The sequence below is a fragment of the Puia sp. genome (assembly GCF_035546395.1).
Taxonomy (GTDB): Bacteria; Bacteroidota; Bacteroidia; order Chitinophagales; family Chitinophagaceae; genus Puia.
Genome location: NZ_DASZXR010000015.1, coordinates 536,513 through 559,336 on the forward strand (window position 1 = coordinate 536,513; position 22,824 = coordinate 559,336).

The 22,824-nt window shown below is 55.6% G+C and carries 22 protein-coding genes; 14 read left to right on the top strand and 8 right to left on the bottom strand.

Annotation, left to right across the window (positions count from 1 at the left end):
- Positions 1-13: 13 nt before the first annotated feature.
- Positions 14-1,210 carry an aspartate aminotransferase family protein gene (locus VHE34_RS20325; protein ID WP_325591113.1) on the top strand — a complete coding sequence of 399 codons (1,197 nt, stop codon included), beginning with the start codon at positions 14-16 and terminating at the stop codon, positions 1,208-1,210.
- Between the two features lie 137 nt (positions 1,211-1,347).
- The gene (locus VHE34_RS20330) at positions 1,348-1,626 is read left to right on the top strand and encodes a hypothetical protein (protein ID WP_325591117.1); all 279 of its coding nucleotides are present in this window, start codon (positions 1,348-1,350) and stop codon (positions 1,624-1,626) included.
- Positions 1,627-1,738: 112 nt separating this feature from the next.
- On the opposite strand, the gene VHE34_RS20335 is transcribed toward VHE34_RS20330, so the two are convergent.
- Genes VHE34_RS20335 through glpK form a run of 3 tightly spaced genes read right to left on the bottom strand, consistent with a single transcriptional unit; the run spans position 1,739 to position 5,540 of the window.
- Positions 1,739-2,446 carry an MIP/aquaporin family protein gene (locus tag VHE34_RS20335; RefSeq protein ID WP_325591118.1) on the bottom strand — a complete coding sequence of 236 codons (708 nt, stop codon included), beginning with the start codon at positions 2,444-2,446 and terminating at the stop codon, positions 1,739-1,741.
- 10 nt (positions 2,447-2,456) lie between these two features.
- Positions 2,457-4,028, bottom strand: a complete 1,572-nt coding sequence (locus VHE34_RS20340) for a glycerol-3-phosphate dehydrogenase/oxidase (protein ID WP_325591121.1) — start codon at positions 4,026-4,028, stop codon at positions 2,457-2,459.
- Between the two features lie 3 nt (positions 4,029-4,031).
- Positions 4,032-5,540: a glycerol kinase GlpK gene (gene glpK, locus VHE34_RS20345; protein ID WP_325591125.1), complete on the bottom strand. Its 1,509-nt coding sequence runs from the start codon at positions 5,538-5,540 to the stop codon at positions 4,032-4,034.
- A 174-nt stretch (positions 5,541-5,714) separates the two neighbouring features.
- Between glpK and VHE34_RS20350 the strand changes: the two genes are divergently transcribed.
- The 11 genes from VHE34_RS20350 to VHE34_RS20400 all read left to right on the top strand — a co-directional run bounded on the left by VHE34_RS20350 (position 5,715) and on the right by VHE34_RS20400 (position 14,882).
- Positions 5,715-6,662 (top strand): bifunctional helix-turn-helix transcriptional regulator/GNAT family N-acetyltransferase, encoded by a 948-nt coding sequence (locus VHE34_RS20350; RefSeq protein WP_325591128.1) that lies wholly within the window; start codon positions 5,715-5,717, stop codon positions 6,660-6,662.
- Positions 6,663-6,757: 95 nt separating this feature from the next.
- A complete protein-coding gene (locus VHE34_RS20355; RefSeq protein WP_325591131.1) occupies positions 6,758-7,387 on the top strand; it encodes a hypothetical protein in 630 nt (209 codons plus the stop codon).
- Positions 7,384-7,689: a transcriptional regulator gene (locus tag VHE34_RS20360; protein WP_325591135.1), complete on the top strand. Its 306-nt coding sequence runs from the start codon at positions 7,384-7,386 to the stop codon at positions 7,687-7,689. Before VHE34_RS20355 ends, VHE34_RS20360 begins: the two co-directional genes overlap by 4 nt.
- Positions 7,690-7,713: 24 nt before the next feature.
- Positions 7,714-8,112 (top strand): hypothetical protein, encoded by a 399-nt coding sequence (locus VHE34_RS20365; protein WP_325591138.1) that lies wholly within the window; start codon positions 7,714-7,716, stop codon positions 8,110-8,112.
- Position 8,113: 1 nt separating this feature from the next.
- Positions 8,114-8,482 carry a diacylglycerol kinase family protein gene (locus tag VHE34_RS20370; protein ID WP_325591141.1) on the top strand — a complete coding sequence of 123 codons (369 nt, stop codon included), beginning with the start codon at positions 8,114-8,116 and terminating at the stop codon, positions 8,480-8,482.
- On the top strand, positions 8,479-9,219 hold the full coding sequence (locus VHE34_RS20375; protein WP_325591143.1) for a DUF1361 domain-containing protein: 741 nt from the start codon (positions 8,479-8,481) through the stop codon (positions 9,217-9,219). Before VHE34_RS20370 ends, VHE34_RS20375 begins: the two co-directional genes overlap by 4 nt.
- A gap of 26 nt (positions 9,220-9,245) precedes the next feature.
- On the top strand, positions 9,246-10,577 hold the full coding sequence (creD, locus tag VHE34_RS20380) for a cell envelope integrity protein CreD (protein WP_325591147.1): 1,332 nt from the start codon (positions 9,246-9,248) through the stop codon (positions 10,575-10,577).
- Positions 10,578-10,634: 57 nt separating this feature from the next.
- A complete protein-coding gene (locus VHE34_RS20385) occupies positions 10,635-11,801 on the top strand; it encodes an enolase C-terminal domain-like protein (protein ID WP_325591150.1) in 1,167 nt (388 codons plus the stop codon).
- Positions 11,802-11,806: 5 nt separating this feature from the next.
- A complete protein-coding gene (locus VHE34_RS20390; RefSeq protein ID WP_325591152.1) occupies positions 11,807-12,577 on the top strand; it encodes a glucose 1-dehydrogenase in 771 nt (256 codons plus the stop codon).
- Between the two features lie 11 nt (positions 12,578-12,588).
- The gene (araD1, locus tag VHE34_RS20395) at positions 12,589-13,608 is read left to right on the top strand and encodes an AraD1 family protein (protein WP_325591156.1); all 1,020 of its coding nucleotides are present in this window, start codon (positions 12,589-12,591) and stop codon (positions 13,606-13,608) included.
- Positions 13,605-14,882 (top strand): MFS transporter, encoded by a 1,278-nt coding sequence (locus tag VHE34_RS20400; RefSeq protein WP_325591158.1) that lies wholly within the window; start codon positions 13,605-13,607, stop codon positions 14,880-14,882. Before araD1 ends, VHE34_RS20400 begins: the two co-directional genes overlap by 4 nt.
- On the opposite strand, the gene VHE34_RS20405 is transcribed toward VHE34_RS20400, so the two are convergent.
- Complete coding sequence (locus VHE34_RS20405; RefSeq protein WP_325591160.1) at positions 14,879-18,406, bottom strand: hypothetical protein; 3,528 nt, start codon at positions 18,404-18,406, stop codon at positions 14,879-14,881. The genes VHE34_RS20400 and VHE34_RS20405 overlap by 4 nt on opposite strands.
- 91 nt (positions 18,407-18,497) lie before the next feature.
- Between VHE34_RS20405 and VHE34_RS20410 the strand changes: the two genes are divergently transcribed.
- The gene (locus VHE34_RS20410) at positions 18,498-19,142 is read left to right on the top strand and encodes an MBL fold metallo-hydrolase (protein ID WP_325591163.1); all 645 of its coding nucleotides are present in this window, start codon (positions 18,498-18,500) and stop codon (positions 19,140-19,142) included.
- On the opposite strand, the gene VHE34_RS20415 is transcribed toward VHE34_RS20410, so the two are convergent.
- The 4 genes from VHE34_RS20415 to VHE34_RS20430 are packed head-to-tail and all read right to left on the bottom strand — an operon-like array spanning position 19,139 to position 22,820.
- Positions 19,139-20,668, bottom strand: a complete 1,530-nt coding sequence (locus tag VHE34_RS20415) for an oligosaccharide flippase family protein (RefSeq protein WP_325591166.1) — start codon at positions 20,666-20,668, stop codon at positions 19,139-19,141. The two genes, VHE34_RS20410 and VHE34_RS20415, sit on opposite strands and share 4 nt — an antisense overlap.
- Positions 20,665-21,333 (bottom strand): response regulator transcription factor, encoded by a 669-nt coding sequence (locus tag VHE34_RS20420; protein WP_325591169.1) that lies wholly within the window; start codon positions 21,331-21,333, stop codon positions 20,665-20,667. Before VHE34_RS20420 ends, VHE34_RS20415 begins: the two co-directional genes overlap by 4 nt.
- A gap of 54 nt (positions 21,334-21,387) precedes the next feature.
- Positions 21,388-22,125: a sensor histidine kinase gene (locus VHE34_RS20425; protein ID WP_325591171.1), complete on the bottom strand. Its 738-nt coding sequence runs from the start codon at positions 22,123-22,125 to the stop codon at positions 21,388-21,390.
- 32 nt (positions 22,126-22,157) lie between these two features.
- On the bottom strand, positions 22,158-22,820 hold the full coding sequence (locus tag VHE34_RS20430) for a hypothetical protein (RefSeq protein ID WP_325591173.1): 663 nt from the start codon (positions 22,818-22,820) through the stop codon (positions 22,158-22,160).
- Positions 22,821-22,824 lie beyond the last annotated feature (4 nt).

Here is a 22,824-nt window from a genome sequence, read left to right on the forward strand (position 1 = left end):
ACTTTGCGCTTCCATGAGCACCGGACAAGATTATCATCGCCTGTTTCATCGCCACGTCGCGCAGACCTCCCCGAATCCGCTGGGCCTCGATATCGTGAAGGCCGAAGGCTGTTATCTCTATGACCGGGACGGCAAGGAATACCTGGACCTCATCGGCGGCATCAGCGTCTGCAATACCGGTCATCGTCATCCCCGCGTGGTCGCGGCGATAAAGGACCAGGCCGATCGCTATCTTCATTTGCTCGTATACGGGGAACTGATCCAGACACCGCAGGTGGAATATGCCGCATTGCTCGCCGGACAACTGCCCGCCACCCTCGACTCCGTCTACTTCACCAACAGCGGCGCCGAAGCCACCGAAGGCGCCATGAAGCTGGCCAAGCGCATCACCGGCCGTACGGAGATCGTCGCCTTCAACCGATCGTATCATGGTTCTACGCAAGGCGCCCTCAGTATAATGGGCGACGAATACTGGCGTAACGCGTTTCGCCCCCTGCTCCCCGGTATCCGTCATGTCGAATACAACACCCCCGAAGCGCTGGCCGCCATCACCGACCGGACGGCCTGCGTGATCGCGGAAACGGTGCAGGCCGAACGAGGCGTCTTCGCACCGCAAGCCGCCTGGCTGCGCCTGCTGAGACAGCGCTGCGACGAAACAGGCGCCTTGCTCGTCCTCGATGAGATCCAAACCGGCTTTGGCAGGACAGGGACCCTCTGGGCCTTCCAGGCCTATGACGTGATCCCGGATATCCTGCTGCTGGGAAAAGCCCTCGGCGGCGGGCTGCCCATGGGCGCGTTTATAGCCCACCGCGAGCGGATGTGGGCGCTCACGGGCGATCCTGTACTCGGGCATATTACGACATTCGGCGGTCATCCGCTGTGCTGTGCCGCCGGCCGCGCTTCCATGGAGGTGCTGCTCGGTTCGGGCTGGATAGACGAGGTAGCCCGTAAGGAAGCGCTTTTTCGCCGCCTGCTGATCCATCCGGCAATAAAGACCGTGCGCAGCCGCGGACTGCTTATCGCCGTCGAATACGACAGCTTCGGGCAGAACAAACGCGTGATCGATGCCTGTATCGCCGCAGGCGTTCTCACCGACTGGTACCTGTTCGCACCACACTGTCTCCGCATTGCCCCGCCGCTGTCCATCACCGAAACACAAATCGAAAAAGCCTGCGCAATAATCCTTTCCTCGAGTGATTTTTTTCCTTAACTTACACCCCACGCCTTTCCCATCTGAAAAGGTTAATACCCGTTTCTCTCTCTCCTGCGGATAAGTGGAGCGTCCGCTTTTACGATCACACATTCGACTCCGGATGCAGCCAAGTATTAACCTTAAAAATCAATTTTATGTCCGTCTTTTTTGAAAGAAAGGAATTGTTCGATCAGGTGTTATTGCTGGCCGAAGAGGAGATGCAGGACCCCATCGGCGTATTCGAACGATTCTTCAGCGATTACCGTCTGCACGAGTGCCGTTATATCCTTTGGGCCATGGTGCAAACTTGTCTCACAACGGATAATACGGAATTTGGGAACCCGGAAGAAAGGGCCGACCTCCTGTTGCGCTACAAAGACATCGAACGTCTGCTCGAGGCCTGCACCCTGGTCATAAAAAATGGTAAAAAATGACCCTTCCCGAAAACCAAAGCCCCACTTTTTTCGTATATAGGGGCAGAATGAGAAGAATAATTTGGCTAGGAATTTGATTAGTATGTCCCTGCTTTTTTAGCAGGGATTTTTTTTAATGCAGTGCCTGGTAAGCTAATGCTGCTAAAATTCCTCCGACCACCGGCCCCACCACCGGCACCCACGCGTACGCCCAATCGCTGTCCCGCTTTCCCGGCAACGGCAGTAACGCATGCATCAACCGCGGACCCAGATCACGGGCCGGATTGATCGCATATCCCGTCGGCCCGCCGGGCCCAAGCCCGATCCCCAGCACAAGCAGGCTCACCGGAAGCGCATCGAGCGCGCCAAGACTGCTCCCCGGCGATGAGATGAATAACGCGCCAAAGACAAGCAGAAAGGTCGCAATCCCTTCCGTCATCAGGTTATCCAACGGACTGCGAATGGCCGGCGCCGTACAGAAGACGGCAAGCTTCGCATTGGCATCTTCCGTCACCCCAAAATGCGGCCGGAAACAAAGCCAGGCCAGCAGCGATCCGGTCATCGCGCCAAGGAATTGCGCCGCCAGGTACACAGGTACGATATCCCAGGAGATCTTCCCGATGGCAGCAAAGGAAAGCGTAATGGCGGGGTTCAGATGGGCCTTGCTCGCCGGCGTCGCGCAATAGACCCCGACGAATACAGCCATCGCCCAGCCAAAGCTGATGACGATCCACCCGCTGTTGAAGCCTTTGGATCTCTGCAACACGACATTGCTGACTACGGTCTGGCCCAGCAGGATGATCAACCCCGTCCCGATAAATTCGCCAAAAAAAGGCGTCATGGTGTATAGTTTAAGATGTTATTCGCGCGGGTGCAAGATAACCTTCGGCTATCTTTTTAAAGGCCGCAACCTGCTCCATCTGCCACTCCCGGTCCCTCCCAAGCTCGGACGCCATCATTGCCGCTACCGGTTCCGCACATTCGATCGCCGCCTGCGCATCCAGCAACAGGCTCCGCGTTCGCCGGCTCAGCGCATCCTCGACCGTCATACAAAGCTCTTCCCGCACGGCCCAGATCATCTCCGCCTTCCAATACGGCAGACGCGGATGCAGCTTACCACTCCATTCGGGTCTCTCGGCCGCCAGCGCCCGGATCTTCGCCGCATCGGTGCCGTGATAATGTTGCGGATCGTCAAAATTCACGGGCATCGCCCCATGTATCCGCAGCGTAGCCGTGACACAGGGCCGGTCGGCGAGCTTTCCCCGCGAAATGGCGGTATTCACCGTATCCTCCGCCATCCTCCTGTATGTTGTCCACTTTCCACCCGTGACGGTCACAAGACCCGACTCCGACACCACGATAAGATGATCCCGCGCCAGCTCCGCCGTCTTCCGGCTGCTGCTCTTCACCAGTGGCCGCAGCCCCGCAAAGATGCTGCGGATGTCCCCCGGTCCCGGCGCGCGGCGAAGATACCGGCCGATCTGCTGCAGGATGAAATCGATCTCCTCCGGCAATGCGCGGGGCTCGATATCTATCTTCGTCACCGGTGTATCGGTAGTTCCGATAATGATCTTATCATGCCAGGGTACGGCGAAAAGCACCCGGCCGTCATCGGTATGCGGCACGAGGATCGCCGCCTCTCCGGGCAGGAAATCCTTGTCCAGCATCAGATGCACACCCTGGCTCGGGGCAATGATGGGTTCGTGCGCCGCATCGTCCATCCGCAGGATGCTGTCGGTAAAGACGCCCGTCGCATTGATCACCACCTTCGCGTGGATCGGCCACTCGCTCCCGCCGATCAGGTCCCTCGCCCTGACTCCCGAAACCGCCCCATTGGTCTTCAACAGCTCCTCCACCTTGCAATAGTTGAGTACCACCGCCCCCTGTTCCGCGGCCGTCTGCGCGAGATGTATCGCCAGCCGCGCGTCGTCGAATTGCCCGTCGTGATACAGCACTCCGCCTCTCAATCCCTCCGTATCGAGGGTCGGAGCCAATTGCAGCGTCTCTTCCCGCGAAAGCAGCCTCGACTTGCCAAGCCCCAGACTCCCCGCCATCCAGTCATATACTTTAAGCCCGATGCCGTAATAAGGACCTTCCCACCATTTGTAGTTGGGCACGATGAAGGACTGATCCTTCACGAGATGAGGCGCGTTCTGCCGGAGGATGCCCCGCTCATGCAATGCCTCGGTCACCAGCTTCACGTTGCCCTGTTGCAGATAGCGGACCCCGCCATGCACCAGTTTCGTCGCCCGCGACGACGTGCCCTTTGAAAAGTCATATTGCTCCAGCAGGATCGTGCTGAAGCCGCGTGACGCGGCATCCACCGCCACGCCAAGGCCCGTGGCCCCGCCGCCGATGACACAGATATCCCATTGCTGCGAACCCCTTGCTTCAAGGGCCGAGATCATTTCGGGTCGTTTCATAAGTTAATCTTCATGGTTGGTCCAGGCAATCGCCGCCTTTACGGCCCGCTGCCAGCCTTTCAACAAATCCTGCGCATGAGCCGCATCCATGCCCGGCATGAATCGCCGGTCTTCCGCCCACTGCTGCCGGATGTCCTCCTCGGACGACCAGTATCCGACGCCAAGCCCCGCCAGGTAGGCAGCTCCCAACGCCGTCGTCTCGGTCACCACCGGCCGGACCACCGGCACCTGCAATATATCGGATTGGAATTGCATCAGCAGATTGTTGGCCGTGGCGCCGCCGTCCACCCTCAGCTCCTTCAGCACGATCCCGCTGTCAGCCTCCATCGCCTTCAATACGTCGTAGGTCTGATAGGCGATGCTCTCCAGCGCGGCCCGCGCAATATGCGTCTGCGTCGTACCCCGGGTCATCCCGAAAAGACTTCCCCGCGCATACTGGTTCCAGTGAGGAGCCCCAAGGCCTGCGAACGCCGGAACCATATAGACGCCGCCCGTGTCGGCCACTTCCGATGCCATCGCCTCTACCTGCTGCGACTGCCGGATGAAATGCAGCCCGTCCCGCAGCCACTGTACCACCGCTCCTGCGATAAAGATGCTTCCCTCCAGCGCATATTCCGTCTTGCCGCCCCTCGTCCAGGCGATAGTGGTGATCAACCGGTTCTTCGAGGCCACGGCCTTCGTCCCGGTATTCATGAGCAGGAAACAACCGGTGCCATACGTGTTCTTCACCATCCCTGGCTGAGTACACAGCTGCCCAAACAACGCCGCCTGCTGATCGCCCGCAATCCCTGCGATCGGTATCCCGACGGACCCCGGCGCCATGATGCTGCCCGTATGGCCATACAGCTCGCTGGAAGGCCGCACCTCCGGCAATATTTCCGCGGGAATGTCGAACAGCCGGAGCAGGTCGGCATCCCATTGCCCCGTATGGATATTGAAGAGAAGCGTGCGCGAAGCGTTGGTCGTGTCGGTGATATGCAGCTTGCCCGTCGTCAGCTTCCACACCAGCCAACTGTCCACGGTGCCGAAGGCCAGCTCTCCCTTTTGCGCCCTCGTCCGCGCCCCCGGAACATGATCCAGTATCCACTTGAGCTTGGTAGCAGAAAAATAGGCGTCGATCACCAACCCCGTCCGTTCCGCGATCAACGGACCCACCCCCCTGGCCTTCAGCTCGTCACAGAACTGCGCCGTGCGCCGGTCCTGCCAGACGATCGCCCGGTGGACCGGCCGGCCCGTCGCCCGCTCCCAGACGACGACGGTCTCCCGCTGGTTGGTGATCCCAATGGCCGCAATGTCCCGGGTGGTCAGATTGCTCTTGGCCAGCACCTCTGCCAGCACCCCGTATTGCGAGCTCCAGATCTCCTCCGCGTCGTGCTCCACCCAGCCCGGCTGCGGATAATACTGGGTAAACTCTTTCTGCGCCATCTGACGGATCTGCCCGTTCCTGTCGAATAAAATGGCCCTCGAGCTGGTCGTGCCCTGGTCCAGGGAAAGGATGTAGGATGCTGACATATAACTCTAATCGTGCACCGTTGACGGTTTTCTACCGAAAGTAACCATCCCCGGTGCACGGTCTAATGATGGGCCTTCGGCCAGCGGACCTGTGGCCCGCAATGTAAGGATTTGGCGGGATACCAAATCCTGTTTATATTTACGTAAGCAGTTACGTAATTAAATACAAACATCATGGACTTTTACGATCGGACAGGCAAAATGGCCCTTGGCAGCCGTCTCCGCCGCCTCAGCGAGCAGATGACCGAACAGGCCGCCGCCATCTACGACCTCTACCAGGTCGATCTCCAGCCCAAGTGGTTCCCTGTCTTCTATTCCCTGTCGCCCACCGAAGAAAAATCCATCACCGACATCGCCCGGGAGATCGGCCACACCCATCCCTCCGTCAGCCAGATCGTCCGCGAGCTGGCAGCCAAAGGCTATATCGTGGAAAAGAAGGGGGAGACGGATGGCCGGAAGAACTTCGTCTGCCTGTCCCCCACAGGCCGGCAAACGCGTGAGAAAATGCAGGCCCAGCTCGACGACGTCACCAGCGCCATCGAAAAAGCGATGAAAGAGACCCACCACGATCTCTGGAAGGCCATCGCCGAATGGGAACACCTCCTCGATCAAAAGACGCTCCTCCGACGGGTACAGGAAGAAAAAAAGCGGCGCGAAAGCGAACAGGTGAAAATTGTTGAATATACCCCCGTTTACCAGGAGGTCTTCCGTCGCCTGAACGAAGAATGGATCACGCGCTTCTTCCGGATGGAAGAGAGCGACTACAAGGCGCTCGACCACCCACAGGAATATATCCTCGACAAAGGCGGTTATATCTATATCGCACTCTACAAAGGCGAGCCCGTCGGCGCCTGCGCCCTCATCGCCATGCCCGACGGTGGCTTCGAGCTGGCCAAGATGGCCGTCTCCCCACAGGCCCAGGGCCTCGGCATCGGCTATCTTATCGGCCGCCATTGTATCGAAAAGGCCCGCTCCCTCGGCGCGCCCCGGGTCTATCTCGAAAGCAACACGACGCTCAAACCCGCGATCAGCCTCTACTACAAGCTCGGCTTCCGCAAAGCCGCCGGCCCCCCATCGCCCTACGAACGGGCAAACATTCAAATGGAATTGATTTTTTCCTAAAAAAGACGCCGCAAGTGCCTTTTTAGGAAAATTTTTCCGCCCCAAACTTGCAAAAACCAAAAATCCCCCATTACTTTGTACTTCAAAGTGCTTTTATGACAGGCCAAACACCAACCGAGCAATCCCTCGAAACCCTGCAGGACATCAAGCGCATGATGGAACGCAGCTCCCGCTTCATCTCCCTCAGCGGCCTGAGCGGGGTCAGCGCAGGTGTTTGCGCCCTCATCGGCGCCTGGATCGCGCATGGCTGGCTCTACCTGGACGGCGACGGCTTCGTACGCACACCTTATCGCGACGCCTCCCTGCTCACCAACATGATCATCCTTGCCCTTGCTGTGCTGATCGCAGCCCTCGCCTCCTCTACCTTCTTCACCTGGCGCAAAGCCCGCCGCAGCAAGCTGCCCATCTGGGACCTCACGGCAAAAAGACTCGCGATCAACATGGCCATCCCCCTTGCCGCCGGCGGCTTCTTCGTGCTGGGACTGCTCGACCACCACGGCTGGCAATACGTCGCACCCGCCTGCCTCGTATTCTATGGACTCGCCCTCGTCAACGCCAGTAAATACACTTTAACGGATATTCGATATCTTGGACTTTTGGAAATAGTGCTCGGCTGCATCAACATGTACTATCCCCACCAGGGATTGTACTTCTGGGCCGCCGGGTTTGGCGTCCTGCACATCGTGTACGGACTGATCATGTGGTGGAAATACGAACGAACATGAAGAATCCGATCGGAAATCTAAATAAAGTATTCGATAGTCGCATCCGCATGGGGGTGATGAGCATCCTGTTGGTCAACGAAGAGATCAGCTTCAACGATCTCAAACAGCTGCTCGAACTCACGGACGGAAACCTTGCCTCCCATCTGACCAACCTCGAAGAGAATGGCTTTATAAAGGTTCACAAAGGATTCATCGGCCGTAAAACGAATACCACCTATTCCATCACAAAGGCCGGCGAAAAAGCCTTTAAAGAACACCTCGAAGCACTCGAGAGCATGATCCGGGGAGTCCATAAAACATAATTTTTTTTACCCAAATACTTTGAAATGCAAAGCGCTTTAAGAAACATCTATGTTCGCCCACTGGTCTCTGGCATCCTCGGCTTCACCTTTATGCTGCCGGCCTGTTACTTTCTCCTGACGATCCTCGTCCGTATCCTCTTCGGGTCGACGTCGATGTACTACGACATCTCTCCGTCCTTCCTTCAGTCTCCTTTTCCTGTTTTTGCGCTTCATAAAGCCCAGTTGATCCTCGGCTGTTTATTGCTGGCTGTACTCTTTAACGTTGCCGCCATCCTAAGGCTACGTCTGCTTCAGGGCCCCAGGGGCCTCGGGATAGGCGTAGCCTACCGGCGGTACTGGCTGAACACCGCCATCGCCATTCAAAGCATTCTGCTTTTGGTGGTGCTCATAGCCTATACCTTTGTCCAACACATCCGGTATTAATATGCAACAAGAGAGATTCTCCGTCCGTAGTCGGCTGCTCAGCTTTACCCATGCCTTCCGTGGCATCCGCCAATTTGTCTGGCATGAGCACAACGCCCGTATCCACCTCGCAGCCACCATTTGCGTCGTCATCGCAGCAGTTGCGCTGAAGATAAAAGGAGCGGAAGCGGCCATCCTCGCGATCGTCACAGGCCTTGTCTGGGTCGCGGAGATCGTCAACACGGCCATTGAACACCTCGCGAATCATATCACAAAAGAGCGACATCCCGAAATAAAGATCATCAAAGACCTCGCGGCCGGCGCGGTTCTCGTCGCGGCCATCATCGCCGTCATCGCGGGTCTGTTCATCTTCATACCCAAGATCATATGACAAGCTTTTCTTTTCCATCCGCAACGCTGAGAAGATCCCCGGCAAAGGATTCCTTTGCCGGACATCACGAGAAAGGAGCGCCTTTACTTTCTCCTAAAAAGCGCGCTCCTTTCTTCCTCCGCACCGAGCTCGATCGGTTGCTTACCGTCAGCATCGCCTTTAGCTGTGTGCTGGTGGTCCTTCGTGCCGTGCATACCGACAGGTTCATCTTCCTGTTCATGATCTGGAACTTGTTTTTAGCGTATATACCCTATGCCTTGTCCAACTGGCTGACTGCATCTCCACGTGCAATGCAGCAGCCTTTTTTCCGATATGCGCTTTTCGGCATCTGGCTCCTCTTTTTGCCGAACACCTTTTATATCCTGACCGACCTCTATCATCTGCACGACACCCGTCACCCCCTTTCCCCCGCCTGGTTCGACCTGGCGCTGATCTTCTCCTGTGCCTGGAACGGCCTGTTCCTCGGTGTGCTCTCAATGCGCCAGATGGAAAAGATTTTCCATTTTCCCACCGCTCCCATTATGGCGCTAAACGCCCTCGGCATCTACGTCGGTCGCTATTTGCGCTATAACAGCTGGGACATCATCAGCAACCCCTTCCAACTGACGGCCGATATCTTCGATATGATCATCCATCCCTTTCGTAACAAATACGCCTGGGATATGATCGCCTGCTATACTATCCTGCTGATCATGATCTACCTGATGATGAAAAAGCTCAGTAAGGCCCTCGGATAACTCCTATCACCATAAAATAAACAAGCATGGAAATCAAATCCAGCTTCTGGAACACCTTCCGCATGTTCTTCAAGGTAGGACTCATCGGCGTCATGATCCTGCTGATGCTGATCCCTACAACTTTTATTCAGCAACTCGTCTCCGAACGGCAACAACGCCAGCAACAGGCCGTCGCAGAGATCAACTCCCGGTGGGCCGCACCCCAAACCGTTACCGGTCCGGTTATCGGCATCCCTTACCTGGAGACCGGTACCGATAACGGGAACAAGGTGGAAGTAAAACGCTGGGCCTATTTTCTGCCCGCGAAACTGGATATCCAAACCCACCTGGTCCCGGAAAGACGCTACCGCGGCATCTACCAGGTCGTCGTCTATACGACGGAACTGGATATCCACAGCGACTTCGACAGCCTCCATCTCGACGAGCTGAATCTCTCCCCGGCCAATATGCTCTGGAAAGAGGCCACGGTCTTCTTCGACATCAGCGACCTCCAGGGTATTAGGGAAGACGTGAGGCTCCACCTGGAGGGCGCCTCATCAAACGCGGATCTGACCCTCGTCCCCGCGCGCCGGCCCACCGATCAATTCAAAACGGCCCTCGCCGCGCCCCTGCCCGACTGGCTGCCGTCGGCTACAAAGGAAAACCTGAAGTTCTCGGCCAAAGTGAAACTAAAAGGATCGGTGAATCTCTCTTTCGTTCCCACCGGCCGCGAAACCAACGCACAGGCGACCTCACCCTGGCCCGACCCAAGTTTCACCGGCGCAGCCCTCCCGGACATCCGCACCGTAAAGGACAGCGGCTTCGTCGCCAACTGGAAAATGCTGTCGCTCAACCGCAAGTTCCCGCAACAATGGAAGGAGGGCAACTACAACCTCGAGGAAGCCGCCTTTGGCGTCAGCCTCATCGTGCCGGTCGATGTCTACCAACAGACCACCCGCAGCGTCAAATATGCGATCCTCATCATCCTGCTCACATTCACCGCCTTTTTGCTCATCGAATGGGTCTACGATCGCCAGATCCATTTGATACAATATGCATTGGTCGGCTTGGCACTCTGCATCTTCTATACGCTGTTGCTTTCACTCTCCGAATATCTCGGGTTCAACGGCGCCTATGCTATCGCGGCAGTCGCGACGATCGGTCTCATCGCCTGGTATATCGGCAGCCTCCTGCGCTCCGGCCGCATGTCGCTCTTCATCACCTTCCTGCTGGTCGTGCAATATGGGTTTGTATTTACCCTGATCCAGCTGCAGGACTATGCACTGCTGATGGGCAGCATCGGGCTCTTTATTACCCTGGCGATCGTCATGTATTTCTCCCGGAAGATAAAATGGGAAAAAATGACCACAACCGGTTAATATTCGCGTTTCGTATCTTTAGGGATGAGGGTAAATTCAATACCCATAATCCCATAAATGAAAATAACGGCGGTAAGAACAAAACTATATCAGTGGACAGGACCTGTCACCACCGGTGACACCATCTTCGCCACGCCCGTAAGCCGTCTGCCCTTCCAAAAGGATGCGCAGGCGGCTTACCGGTTCTTTAGCTGGCTGGTCGTCGAGATCACGACGGACGAAGGCTATACCGGCATCGGCAACGCAGGCCTCTGCCCGGACATCACAAAAGCCATCATCGATAGCAAACTAAGATCCCTTCTCGTCGGCGAGAACCCGCTCAACACGGAATATCTCTATGAGAAGATGTACCGCAGCACGGTTGCCTTCGGCCGCAAGGGCGCCGTCCTGGCCGCCATCAGCGCCGTCGATATCGCCCTCTGGGATATCAAGGGCCTCGCGACCAACCAGCCGGTGTTCATGCTGCTCGGCGGAAGAACAAAGGAACATATCGACACCTACTACAGCCGTCTTTACACCCGCAATCTCGACAGCCTCCAAAAGGAGGCGGCCCAATACAAGGCTGAAGGTTTCACGGGAATGAAGCTCCGCTGCGGTTACCCGCTGACGGAGGGGAAGGCCGGGATGAAAAAGAACGTGGAGATGGTCCGGCTCGTCCGCGAAACGGTCGGCGATGACGTCGATATCATGCTCGAAGCTTACATGGGCTTCGACTTCCCCTACGCGAAACAACTGCTCAAAGCGCTGGAGCCCTATAACCTTCGCTGGGCGGAAGAGCTGCTCCTCCCCGACGAGATCCACAACTTTGCAAGACTGAAACAATATACGGATATCCCGCTCTCAGGCGGCGAACATGAGTACACCCGGTTTGGGTTTTACGATCTGATCCAGGCGGACGCCCTCGACATTTTTCAGTTCGACACCAATCGTGTCGGCGGCTTCACGGAAGCGCAGAAGATCTGCACCCTGGCTTACCAACACGGGGTCGAGGTCATTCCTCATGGCGGCCAGATGCACAATCTCCATGTCGTAATGAGCAGCTTTGCCTCACCCATGGCCGAGTATTTTCCAAAGACGGGGATCGAGGTCGGCAACGAGATGTTCTGGTACATTTTTGACGGCGAGGCCGTTGCCCATAAGGGAAAATTACAGCTCGACGACCGCCTCCCCGGCGTAGGCCTGACCCTGAAAAAAGATCCCGAACATTTCACCATCATCGAATAGCACCCATGAGCATCCTCCACCAATTCGATCTGCACGGAAAGACGGCGCTGATAGTAGGCGGCAATCGCGGCCTCGGCCTTTCCATGGCAAAGGCCCTCGCGGAAGCAGGCGCCGGCATCGCCATCGCCGCCCGCGACGACCAAAAGAACAAGGAAGCGCAGGAGACCATCCAGCAGACGACGGAGTCCCGCTGCATCACGGTCGCCATGGACGTCTGCGACGAGAAAAGCGTGGCCACCGGTGTTGAGTCCGTTGCCGCTCAACTGGGCCGGATCGATATCCTCATCAACTCGGCGGGAATCAACATTCGGGGACCCATCGAAAAGCTCTCGCTGGATGACTTTAACAAGGTGCAGCAGGTGAATGTTACCGGCTCCTGGCTCGCCTCCCGGGCCGTCGTTCCCCTGATGAAGCAACAACGCTATGGCCGCATCATCAATCTCGGCTCGATGTTATCCATCACGGCGATCCCCGAACGGACCCCCTACACGACCAGCAAGGGCGCAGTGATCCAGCTGACGCGGGCGCTGGCCATCGAGCTCGCACCTGACTGCATCAACGTAAACGCCCTTCTCCCCGGTCCCTTCGGTACGGAAATGAACCTGCCGCTTTTGAATGATCCCGTCAAATATCAATCCTTCATCTCCCGCATCCCCTTGGGCCGCTGGGGAGAGCTCGATGAGATCGCCGGCATCGCCCTCTATCTCGCAAGCCCGGCCTCGAGCTTCATGACTGGGGCCTGTATTTCCATCGACGGCGGCTGGGTCAGCCAATAAAACGTATTGCTATGTCCAAATCCATCCGACTCGTCCAATTGTTCCACCCCACGCTCCAACGCCGGGTGGCCCTTGTCGAAGAACCCAAACTCCGGCTGCTCGACGGCCCCTCATCGGTATACCAACTGGCATTGCAGGCGATCACTAATAACGTCTCGCTGGTCCAGCTTATCACAACGCTTGCTTCCCAGCGGCTCCTCGACTACGACCCCATCTATGCCGGAACAGCAGAATGGCAGCTGCTGCCTTCCTTCGATCATCCCGAAAACCCTGCCGCCTGCATTGTCTCGGGCACCGGCCTTACGCATAAAAACAGCGCGCTGGGCCGCCAGATGATGCACCAGGCGGCCCCAGCCCTCACCAGCCCGCCTACGGATAGCCTTCGCATGTACCAATGGGGCGTGGAAGGCGGCTCGCCAAAACCGGGCTCCATCGGCACGCAGCCGGAATGGTTCTACAAAGGGACAGGCCATTCGATTAGGGCGCATGGCCGGCCACTGGAGATACCCTCATTTGGAGAGGACGGCGGCGAAGAACCGGAGATCGCGGGGGTCTATATCGTCGACGCGACCGGCAATCCCTGGCGCATCGGCCTTACCACCGCAAATGAATTCTCCGACCATCTCATGGAAAAGCAGAACTATCTCTACCTGGCTCCTTCCAAGCTTCGCACCTGCGCTATCGGCCCCGAACTGGTCATCGGCGGCGAATTCGCCGGTATCGACGGGACGGTCGGCATCCGGCGAAAGCAGGAATTAATCTGGACGAGCCCCATCCACACCGGCGCAAAGAATATGGCGCACAGCCTCGAGAACCTCGAGCATCATCATTTCAAATATCCCGGTCATCGCATCCCCTTCCAGGCGCATATTCATTTCTTCGGCGCAGACGCCTTCAGCTTCAGCAAAGGATTTCCCTTACAGCCGGGAGACGTGATGGAGATCGAATGGAAGGGCATGGGCCGCCCGTTGCACAACCCATTGGAAAAACACCCGCAACCCCAAACCCTGATAAAACCGGGCGTGCTATGAGGTCCAGGATGCGTTGGGTAATGATCAGCCTGGCTTTCCTGGCAACGGTCCTGAACTATGTCCATCGCCTCGCCTTTAACTATCTCAGCGCGGACGGACACCTGCGCGATCTCATCCCCGACGATGTCTTCGGCTACCTGGGCACCGCCTTTTTTATCGCCTACATGATCTCCAACGTATTCTCCGGCTACGTCATCGACAGGCTCGGCGCGAGACTGGGATATATATGCTGTATGCTGTTCTGGACCACCGCGGGACTCTTCCACGCCTTCGCCCGCACCCCGCTGCAATTCGGCATCTGCCGTTTCTTCCTGGGTATCGGCGAAGCGGGCAACTGGCCCGCCGGGCTAAAGCTCACCAGCGAATGGTTCCGTCCGCACGAACGATCCACCGCCTCCGGTATCTTCAACAGCGGATCGGCCCTCGGCGCGATCATCGTGCCGCCGCTGGTAGCCTTTATCGGTTCCCGATATGGCTGGCAGTCCACCTTCGTCATCCTGAGCATCTTTGGTTATATCTGGGTGATCGCCTACCGGCTGATCTATTATACGCCGGCCTCCGCCACTACCGAAAAACCCCAGGAGCGGCGTATTCCACCCCTGACACTTCTTCGCACGCGCTTCGTCTCCACCTTCCTGCTGGCAAAGATCTTCCTCGAACCAGTCTGGTACTTCGTCACCTTCTGGCTCGGCCGCTACCTCGTCGACGTATTTCACTGGGATCTGAAAAAGATCGGCTGGTATGCCGTCCTTCCCTTTCTTATTGCCGACATCGGCAACATCATCGGTGGCTACTTCACCCAACATATTATCCGGCGGGGAATGCCGGTCCCACAGGCGCGAAAACTGTCGATGGTCCTCTCGGCAAGCATCATGTGCGTCTCTCTGCTGGCTGGCCCCTTCCTCATCCACTCGCCCGTCTCGGCGTTGATCGTATTCGGCATGGTTGGATTTGGTTATACCTCCTACACGGCAAACGGCCTCGCCCTTCCCGCCGACGTCGTTCCAAAAAGCGCCACGGCCTCGGCCTGGGGACTGGCCTGTATCGGTAATGGCCTCGGCGGCGCCATCTTCCAATCGGCCTCGGGCATCACCCTGAAATCGTTGTCGGTAACGCATGGCTATACGATGGCCTACAATACACTCTTCTTTGGATTTGGCATCTCCGCACTGATCGGCGTAGCGATCTTTCTCTTCGCCATGGGCCCCATCGCAAAAGACGAGGCCCTGCAGCGCTATGTAGCTACAGGGCCCGAAATAGTTGAGCCGGCTTAGAAATCTACGCCCATCGACACATTCAACACCGGCTTCTGCTGGAAGAACGTGTTCATTTCCCATCCTGCGTCGAACCGCAGGAAATAACCCAGCAGCGTGCTTCTCACCCCAAAACCGTATCCACCGGCAAAAGGTCCGAGACCCCCCGCTTTGACAAATACGGTAAGTCCGCCGTATTGATCGCTCGGATAGGGTATGGTTGGTCTCTTTAGCCCATTATACTTTCCGTTCCAGGCCGTCCCCAGGTCGAAGAACTGGACAAGCGAGAGGTTACGCAGGAAAGCATTATTGATAGGCTTGTTGAACAAGGTCGTGAAAATGGGCAGACGCAGCTCGCTGTTGATCACAAAGGCGTTATTCCCATTGGTCAGATTCTGGTTGAAGCCGCGCAGATTTACCGCCAGCGACTGGAACGCATAGCTCGGGTCCACCGGCTGAGGTTGCTGATTGGCCTTCGGGAACAGCCATCCATCCGTTCCGCCCAGATAGTAGACGATCTTCTTATTCCCCCAGGAGAAGTCCCCGGCCGCCCGCACGGCCCAGATAAAGTTGCGATAAATGGGCAGGTAATGCCTTGCATCAAAGCCGAAATTGTAGGTGTACCTGCCTGCACCGGAGGCGCTGTTCAACTGCGTATTCCAGTCCATATAGACCTTATACCGCAACCCGTTCCAGATATCGGTAGCCTTCAGCAGGGTGTTGTCATAGACATACTCCAGGTGCACAAGCCCGTAGTTCTGCTTGTCCTGCGGCGGGGCCTTCAGTCCCACGGAGTCGATAACGTTCAGCGGCGGGAACCCGGTGATATCCGGCCGCACGATCACCTTGTCCATCCGGTAGCCCACCGAAAGGCGGAGACTCCTCACCTTGTCGAAAGGATACTTGAGCACACCCTGCCACAGGTTCGTATAGGCCTTCGAATCATAGGGATACGCCGTCCCGAGGTCCGGATCGATATAATTCCCCGTCTGGGTTTCGCGATAATAGATCAGGGAGTAATCGAACAGGTGCTTCAGGTAGTCCACCCGAAGGAAATATTCGCTGCTGCCGTCAAAAAAAGAAGAGTTGCCGGGAATAAAAGTCGCCCGTTCGTTCGTGTTGACGATCGGCGACTGGTTCGACCCGCTGCCAAAGAAGGGAAGCCGGATGGCGCCGGTAAACCGGATGTCTTCGAACAGATCGAAGATGGAGGCCTTCAGCATGCCGCTGAACGCATCCTGGCCGCTCAGGTTGATCGGCAGCGACCCGGTGAATGGCTGGTATTTACTCACCAGCACATCATTGTTGAAACCCGCGGTGAAATTGTCCACCGAGAACTTCAGGTTGTAATTGAAAAGCTTCGCCTTTTGCAGCATGGGCACCTCCTGTCTCGCCGCCTGCGCGGGGCGCAGCGCAAAAGGATTGGTATTGTTTGGCCTCCGGTTGGTGCTCGTATCCTTGGACCGGTCGAACTCGCTTTGAAAGAAATCATTGCTCGGCTGGCGATGAAGACTGTCGTTCTTCGGCGGTGCAACGGGTCTCAGCACATTGGCGCCCGCGATCTGCGCCTCGGCCACCGTCTTCTTGCGGTAATCCGTCATCCGTGCGATGACATTGCGCTTTTTTAGTGCGGCTTCATCCACCTTGAGCTTGTACAGGAACTTGATATCCCCCTCCTGGCGCACTTCGCTCACCTGGCCGTTATCCCCCGCACTCCTGGTCTCTGCAAGGCCGCTTTGATAATTGGTGATCGGAAAGACATACGCCGAATCATTGGACAACGACACATAATAGGACGTGTCGGCCTGCGGCTTGTTATAGGCCTTGAGCGTGGAATCCAGGTCGGCGGGAGTCGGGTTGTGCAGAAGTTCGTCACCGATCTTATATACGGTGTCCAGACCGGCGCGCTGCGTATGGAAGAAACCGGCATACCGGTTCGCGATCCCATTCTCGTCACTGACAAAGGTGAAGTGGTTGCTGTTATACTGCATCGGGTAACGGGCATTGCCGTACTTCAGATAGGTCAGTTGCGAGATCTGCTTCTCCTCGTTGTCATTCCAATTGTCGACAAGGAAGATATTGTAGTGATAGTTCGAGGGTAATACGGTGTCCTTCGTGACCGCCCTGGCAGAAGGCCGGTTGGAGGAGTAAATGATCCCCGTCTTGCCCGGGAAGGCGATGAAGGTAGCGTCGAGATCGTCATAGACATCGTTCGTGATCTGCCGGTAGGTCTGCTTGTCGGTGTCGTAAACGTAGATATCCGACTGCCCGTTCCGAACGGCGCTCATGATCATCGTATGATCGTTCAGCATATACTTGAAATCCTGCACCTGCTGAAAGTCAGGCAACTCCTGAACGATCGGCTTGTATTTCCGGACAACATCATAGACGAACAGCCTCGTCTTACCCCGGTCCCAATAGATGCAGGCCAGCCGCGTTCCCTTGGGGTCCCAGGCCAGCAGCGGATAATGCGGGTTGATCTGCTCCTGCAGCGACCGCACCCCGTTCTTCAGCAACACCTTTTCGTTGATGTAATTGTCATACAATATCACCGTATACTTCCCACGATTGTACTTCACCACCGCATAGGTCTGGCTCTTCGGCAGGGGATTCGGCGAAAAATGGAAGAAATCCTTGTGATCGTTGATGTCCTCGGTCACCGATACGGTTCCCTTGGGGAAATTGCGCCGGCCCCGGAGATCCTTTTCATATTTCTCCTCTTCCTCGGCCATAAAATCCTTCAGCACCTCTTTGAATTTCTTCTTGCAAATGCGCATCGACGCATTATTCAGGTTGCGGTATACCCGCGCCAGGTAAAGGAAATAGGTGACGTTTTCTTTTTTATACTTGTCCGCCAGGTAATACCAGAAGGCATGACCCGCAAGATTGGGCCGCTCATAGGCAAACTGGTAGAAGTTCTTGTACCGCCCGGAAAGCATCGCGGATTTCAGCTGATCGTCGAGGAGTGTATTCCAGTTCTCACCTGCATACTCGATATAGCCGTCCGTAAGCCACTGCGGCAGGTCGAGCAGGGCCTGGTTGGCCGCGAATTCTCCAAGGTCATCCCCGAAAAGGATATTTTCAACCAGGATACGGGCAATCCCCTGGCGGATCTGGATGCGGAGATTGTTGTGGTCGCCGTTGAAATACACCACCATCTTGTTATTCACCAGCTTGGTGATCCCCCCCGTCGTCTGCCAGTCCAGGTTGAGCCCGATATTGGACTGCTCCATGTCATTGTAACTGTTGTAAATGACGATATTGGCCCGGCGTTGCAGTCCATATTCCACAAATTTCTCGATGCCCGGAAGCTCTTTTTCAGCCAGCTGCAGGACGAATTTCGCGATGTCCTGCCCACCCTGGTTAAAATACGTGTTGAAATTGGGAGTCTGATAGTATTGCCATTTGAATTTCTTGAATTGCAGGCGGTTTTTACCGAATTCCACCGTGTTCACCTGGGCCTGGAGCGATCCCGAAAAAAAGAAAAAACCAATAAAAATCCAAAGAAAATAGTGGGACTTCAACCTGAACTGATGAAATTGCATACCTGCTATCCTTTAAAGGTTTTAAAGTTATAACAATCCAACCTAAATCCAACCTGCCGGTGAAATTGATTTATATATTAAATTGGGGCCTATGCTTACCGTAAAGTCATTCGCATTCAATCCCGTGCAAGAGAACACATACGTGTTATCCGATCAAAAGGATGCCTGTTGCATCGTCGATCCCGGCTGTTATTTCCCGGGTGAGCGGGCGGCTCTAAAGGAATATATTGAGCAGCAGGGATTAAGCCCAAAGATACTGCTCAACACACATTGTCACCTCGATCATGTTTTTGGGAATAAATTCGTCAGCGAGACCTGGGACTTACCCCTCCATCTCCACGAAAAGGAGGAGGCGCTGCTGGCAGCGGCCCCCGAATGGGGTCAGGCATGGGATATGCCTTTCGAAAATTACCGTGGGGAGCTGATCTTTCTTGTCCCGGGCACCCCCCTCCACCTCGGAGACCAACGCCTCGATATCCTTTTCCTCCCGGGGCACTCCCCAGGTAGTCTCGGGTTCTATTGCGCCGCGGAAGGCTTCCTCATCGGCGGCGACGTCCTTTTCCGCGGAAGCATCGGCCGCACCGACCTTCCTGGCGGCGACCACAAGACCCTGCTCGACAGCATCCGCCGGCAGCTTTGGCCCCTTCCGGACGAAACCGTCGTCTACCCCGGACATGGCGACCCCACTACTATCGGCTGGGAGAAGAAACATAACCCATTCCTGAAGGCACACTAGGCCGCCGCAGGCGGCCGCCCACCCAGGTACTTCCCGATCACCGGCAGCCGCCGGAATTCCTTCCGTTCCACCCGGAGGATGAAGAGACCATAGGCCGCCAGCAAAACCGTGCCCACAATCAAATGAAAGGCCAGGTTGCTCCATAAAGCCGCCAATCCAAGGTAAACGAAATACAGCAGCAGCACGATCACCATATAGGCAATCAGCTTCTTCCAGGCATAGGGCACCGGATATACCTTCTGCCCCCAGACGAATGAGATCACCATCATGCTGCAATAGCAAAGGAAGGTGGCCCAGGCGGAAGCCATAAATCCAAAGGCCGGAATGAACGCATAATTCACGATCAGGGTGATCCCCGCGCCGATCAGCGTAATATAGGCTCCCGGACGGGTGGAGACGGAGATCTTATACCAGATGGAGAGGTTGTAATAAACACCCAGGAATATGTTGGCAAAAAGCAGGATCGGCACGACCTTCAGCCCCACATACATGGACGGGTCCTGCACGAACAGCTTCAGCACGTCCAGATACACCATCACAAAAAGGAAGATCCCGCACACCAGGATCACAAAGAATTTCATCACGCGGGCATAGGTCCGTTGCGCCGACTCCTCCGAACTCTGCCGGAAAAAGAAAGGCTCCGCCCCCATCCGGAATGCCTGTACGAAAACGGTAACCAACAGGGAAAGCCTGTAGCAGGCGCTATAGATCCCTACCTGATAGGTAGCGTAGTCGTTGGTATGCGGGAGCCTCCATTCCAGCATGATCCGGTCAAAGGTCTCGTTGATCATCCCGCCTACGCCCGCAATCGTCAGCGGCAGGGCATAGATCATCAATTCCCGCCATAACGGAACATTGAAGGCCCATCGCTTTACCTTGATCAGGGGACTCAGCAGCAACAGCTGAAATGCATTCTGGATCACATTGGCCAACAGCACATACCCCACATATCCATACCGGGGCTGATAGATCAGGGCGATAATGCTGTTGGGATGCGTCTTCAGCAGCCTGGGACATACCGACAAAAAGAAGAATACCAGCCCGACATAAACGAAAATGCCCGAAACCCGCACAAATGCATACTTCCGGGGCCTTCCCTCGAGCCTCAACCGGGCAAACGGCAGGGCCGACAGCGCATCGAAGGCAATGATCAGCGCACTCAATATGATGTAAAAGGGGTGATTGCCGACATCGAGCGCCCGGGCGATCGGCGTGTGGAAAAGGACAAGGAGCGTCGTGATCACCGTAGTACTACAGATCAGCGAGATCAGCAGGGTCGAATAAAGATCGTCGCTCCGCACCTCTTTTTTGGAGAAGTACCGGAAATAGGCATAATCCAGCCCAAATAACACCGCGATGCTGATAAAGGGAGTGGCAGAATAGACCAGGTTCATCTGGCCGAATTCGGGCGTTCCCCGAAACTTGGCGGTCAGGTAAGGGGTCAGCAGCTGAACGAAGAACTTGGCGAAAATAGAAGTCGCGCCATACCAGACGGTCTCTCCCGCTAATTTTTTTATACTGCTCAAAGGATCTCTTCTTCTTTTATAATGCTGTGCTTCAGCGCAAAAATAACCACTCCGGCCGTATTCTTCACATCCATCTTCTCCAATATCCTTGTCCGGTACCCCTCCACCGTCCGCTTGCTCAGGAACAACAGATTCCCGATCTCCTGCGCCGTATGCTGCCGGCAGATCAGCCTGATGATCTCGCGCTCGCGGTCGGTGAACAGCGGCCCGACGGCTTTCTTATGCGAGTCGAACTTGCTCTTGACGATCAACGACGCCAGATGCGCCGTAGTATGTTTGCAATAGAAGATATTCCCCTCATTGACGGTCAGAATAGCCTCAAGGATCTCCCGCTTGTCGGCGTTTTTCAACAGATAACCCTTGGCGCCCGCCTCCAGCATCTCCACGATAAGGTCTTCCTCCTCGAACATCGATAGGGCGATGATCTTTGTGTCGGGATACCGTTTCAGAATAAGCTTCGCAGCGCCGATCCCATCCAGCCGGGGCATTTTGATATCGGTCAGGACCATATCGGGCCGCGTCGCGTCCACCAGCCGGAGAAGCTCCTCCCCATCACCGGCCTGCCCGGCCAGAGTAACAGCCTCCTGTTTGGATAACATAAGGGCCAGACCATCCCGAAATATCTCATGGTCATCGGCAATGACCAGGCTGATTCTGTTTTTCATCCCGATAAAATTAGGGATTTTTTACGGGAGCATGGGCATGCCCGATGCCCCTCGTCATACCGGGATCTTAATAAAATAGTTCGTTCCTCCGCCTGGCGAGGAATCCAGCGTCAGCACCCCGTTCAGGATCTCGCACCGGCTCTCGAGACTGCGAAGACCCAACCCATGACTGCTCGAAAGCACCTTTTCCTTATCAAACCCTTCCCCGTCATCTTTTGTCAGACAAAGCAGATGCCCGCCCTCTTCGCTGAAGCCGATCTGCAGATTATGGGCATGCGCGTGCTTGATGGTATTGTGCACGATCTCCTGGATCATCCTGAAGATATGTATCTCCTTTTCTTTCGGAACCGTGATCTCCTTGACGACATATAGCTGGATATTCACCGATTGCTTGTTCTTCACCTGCAACAGGAATTCTCGGATAGCCTCCAGCAGTCCTTTGCGCTCGAGCGTGCTGGGCAGCAGATCATGACTGATCCGGCGCATGCTCCCGATGATCTCATCGAGATATCTCCCCGTTTTTTCAAGCACCTCCCGGTCCGCGGCGGACTCTACCTCCACACTGCTGATGTTCAATTTTACCGCCGACAAAAGCGGCCCCAGGCTATCATGGAGATCGCCCGCGATCCTCTTTCGCTCATTTTCCCGGATCGTGATCTCCGCAAAGATCTTCTCTCGCTGCAGCTTCACATACCGCCGGTGATAACGGATGATGGATACAAAGAAATAAACGATGATGATCCCCAGGATTAGAGATACGAAGAGAGTGATATTCAGGACCTTAGCTTCCATGATATAAATATTTCCGAATACGGTCCACACCCTTATTTAAGGGTAAATTTCTGGGGCGGGGGTATGCAAAGCAACGCAATAGCAAAAATAATATTTGTAAGGGCATTTACGTAGCCATGCAGCATTATTATGAACGTGGTGGTGTCTGTTTTACCGCTCCGGCTGGTCTGATACGCCCAGTTGAAGAGGATCGTATAAACAAAATAGATGATAAAGGCAAGGCAGATCAGGAAGGTGGGATTCTTGAACAGCTGGCGATAATCGTGCGTGATCATGAAATTGATGGTGTTTACACTGAAGATCACGATCAGGAAGCAGTACAGCACCTGGAAGTACGGCATGAAATAATCCGCATCCCAGAAGACCACGCGCTCGACCAGCCAGACCAGACAGGGAAGGGCGACAAGAATAGAATACAGCTTCTTTCTGTTCCGCAGCAACCCCCACTCGCGAAACTGCCAGGCGATCAGCAGCCATTCAAAAACCATATAGATGATAATGACCAGGATATTGTGCATCCCCAGTATCACCTGAACGAATGGGTTGATCAGTTCGGTGAATCCTGCCAACAGCATCAGAATAAAAAAGGGCTGATAACCGCCCTTTTTTATTCGGTGCAGATGCGCCAGTCCCGCAATAACGGGAAAATAGACGGATGCGCTAAGAAGAAATAATAGGATGGAGGAGCTCTTCATATCG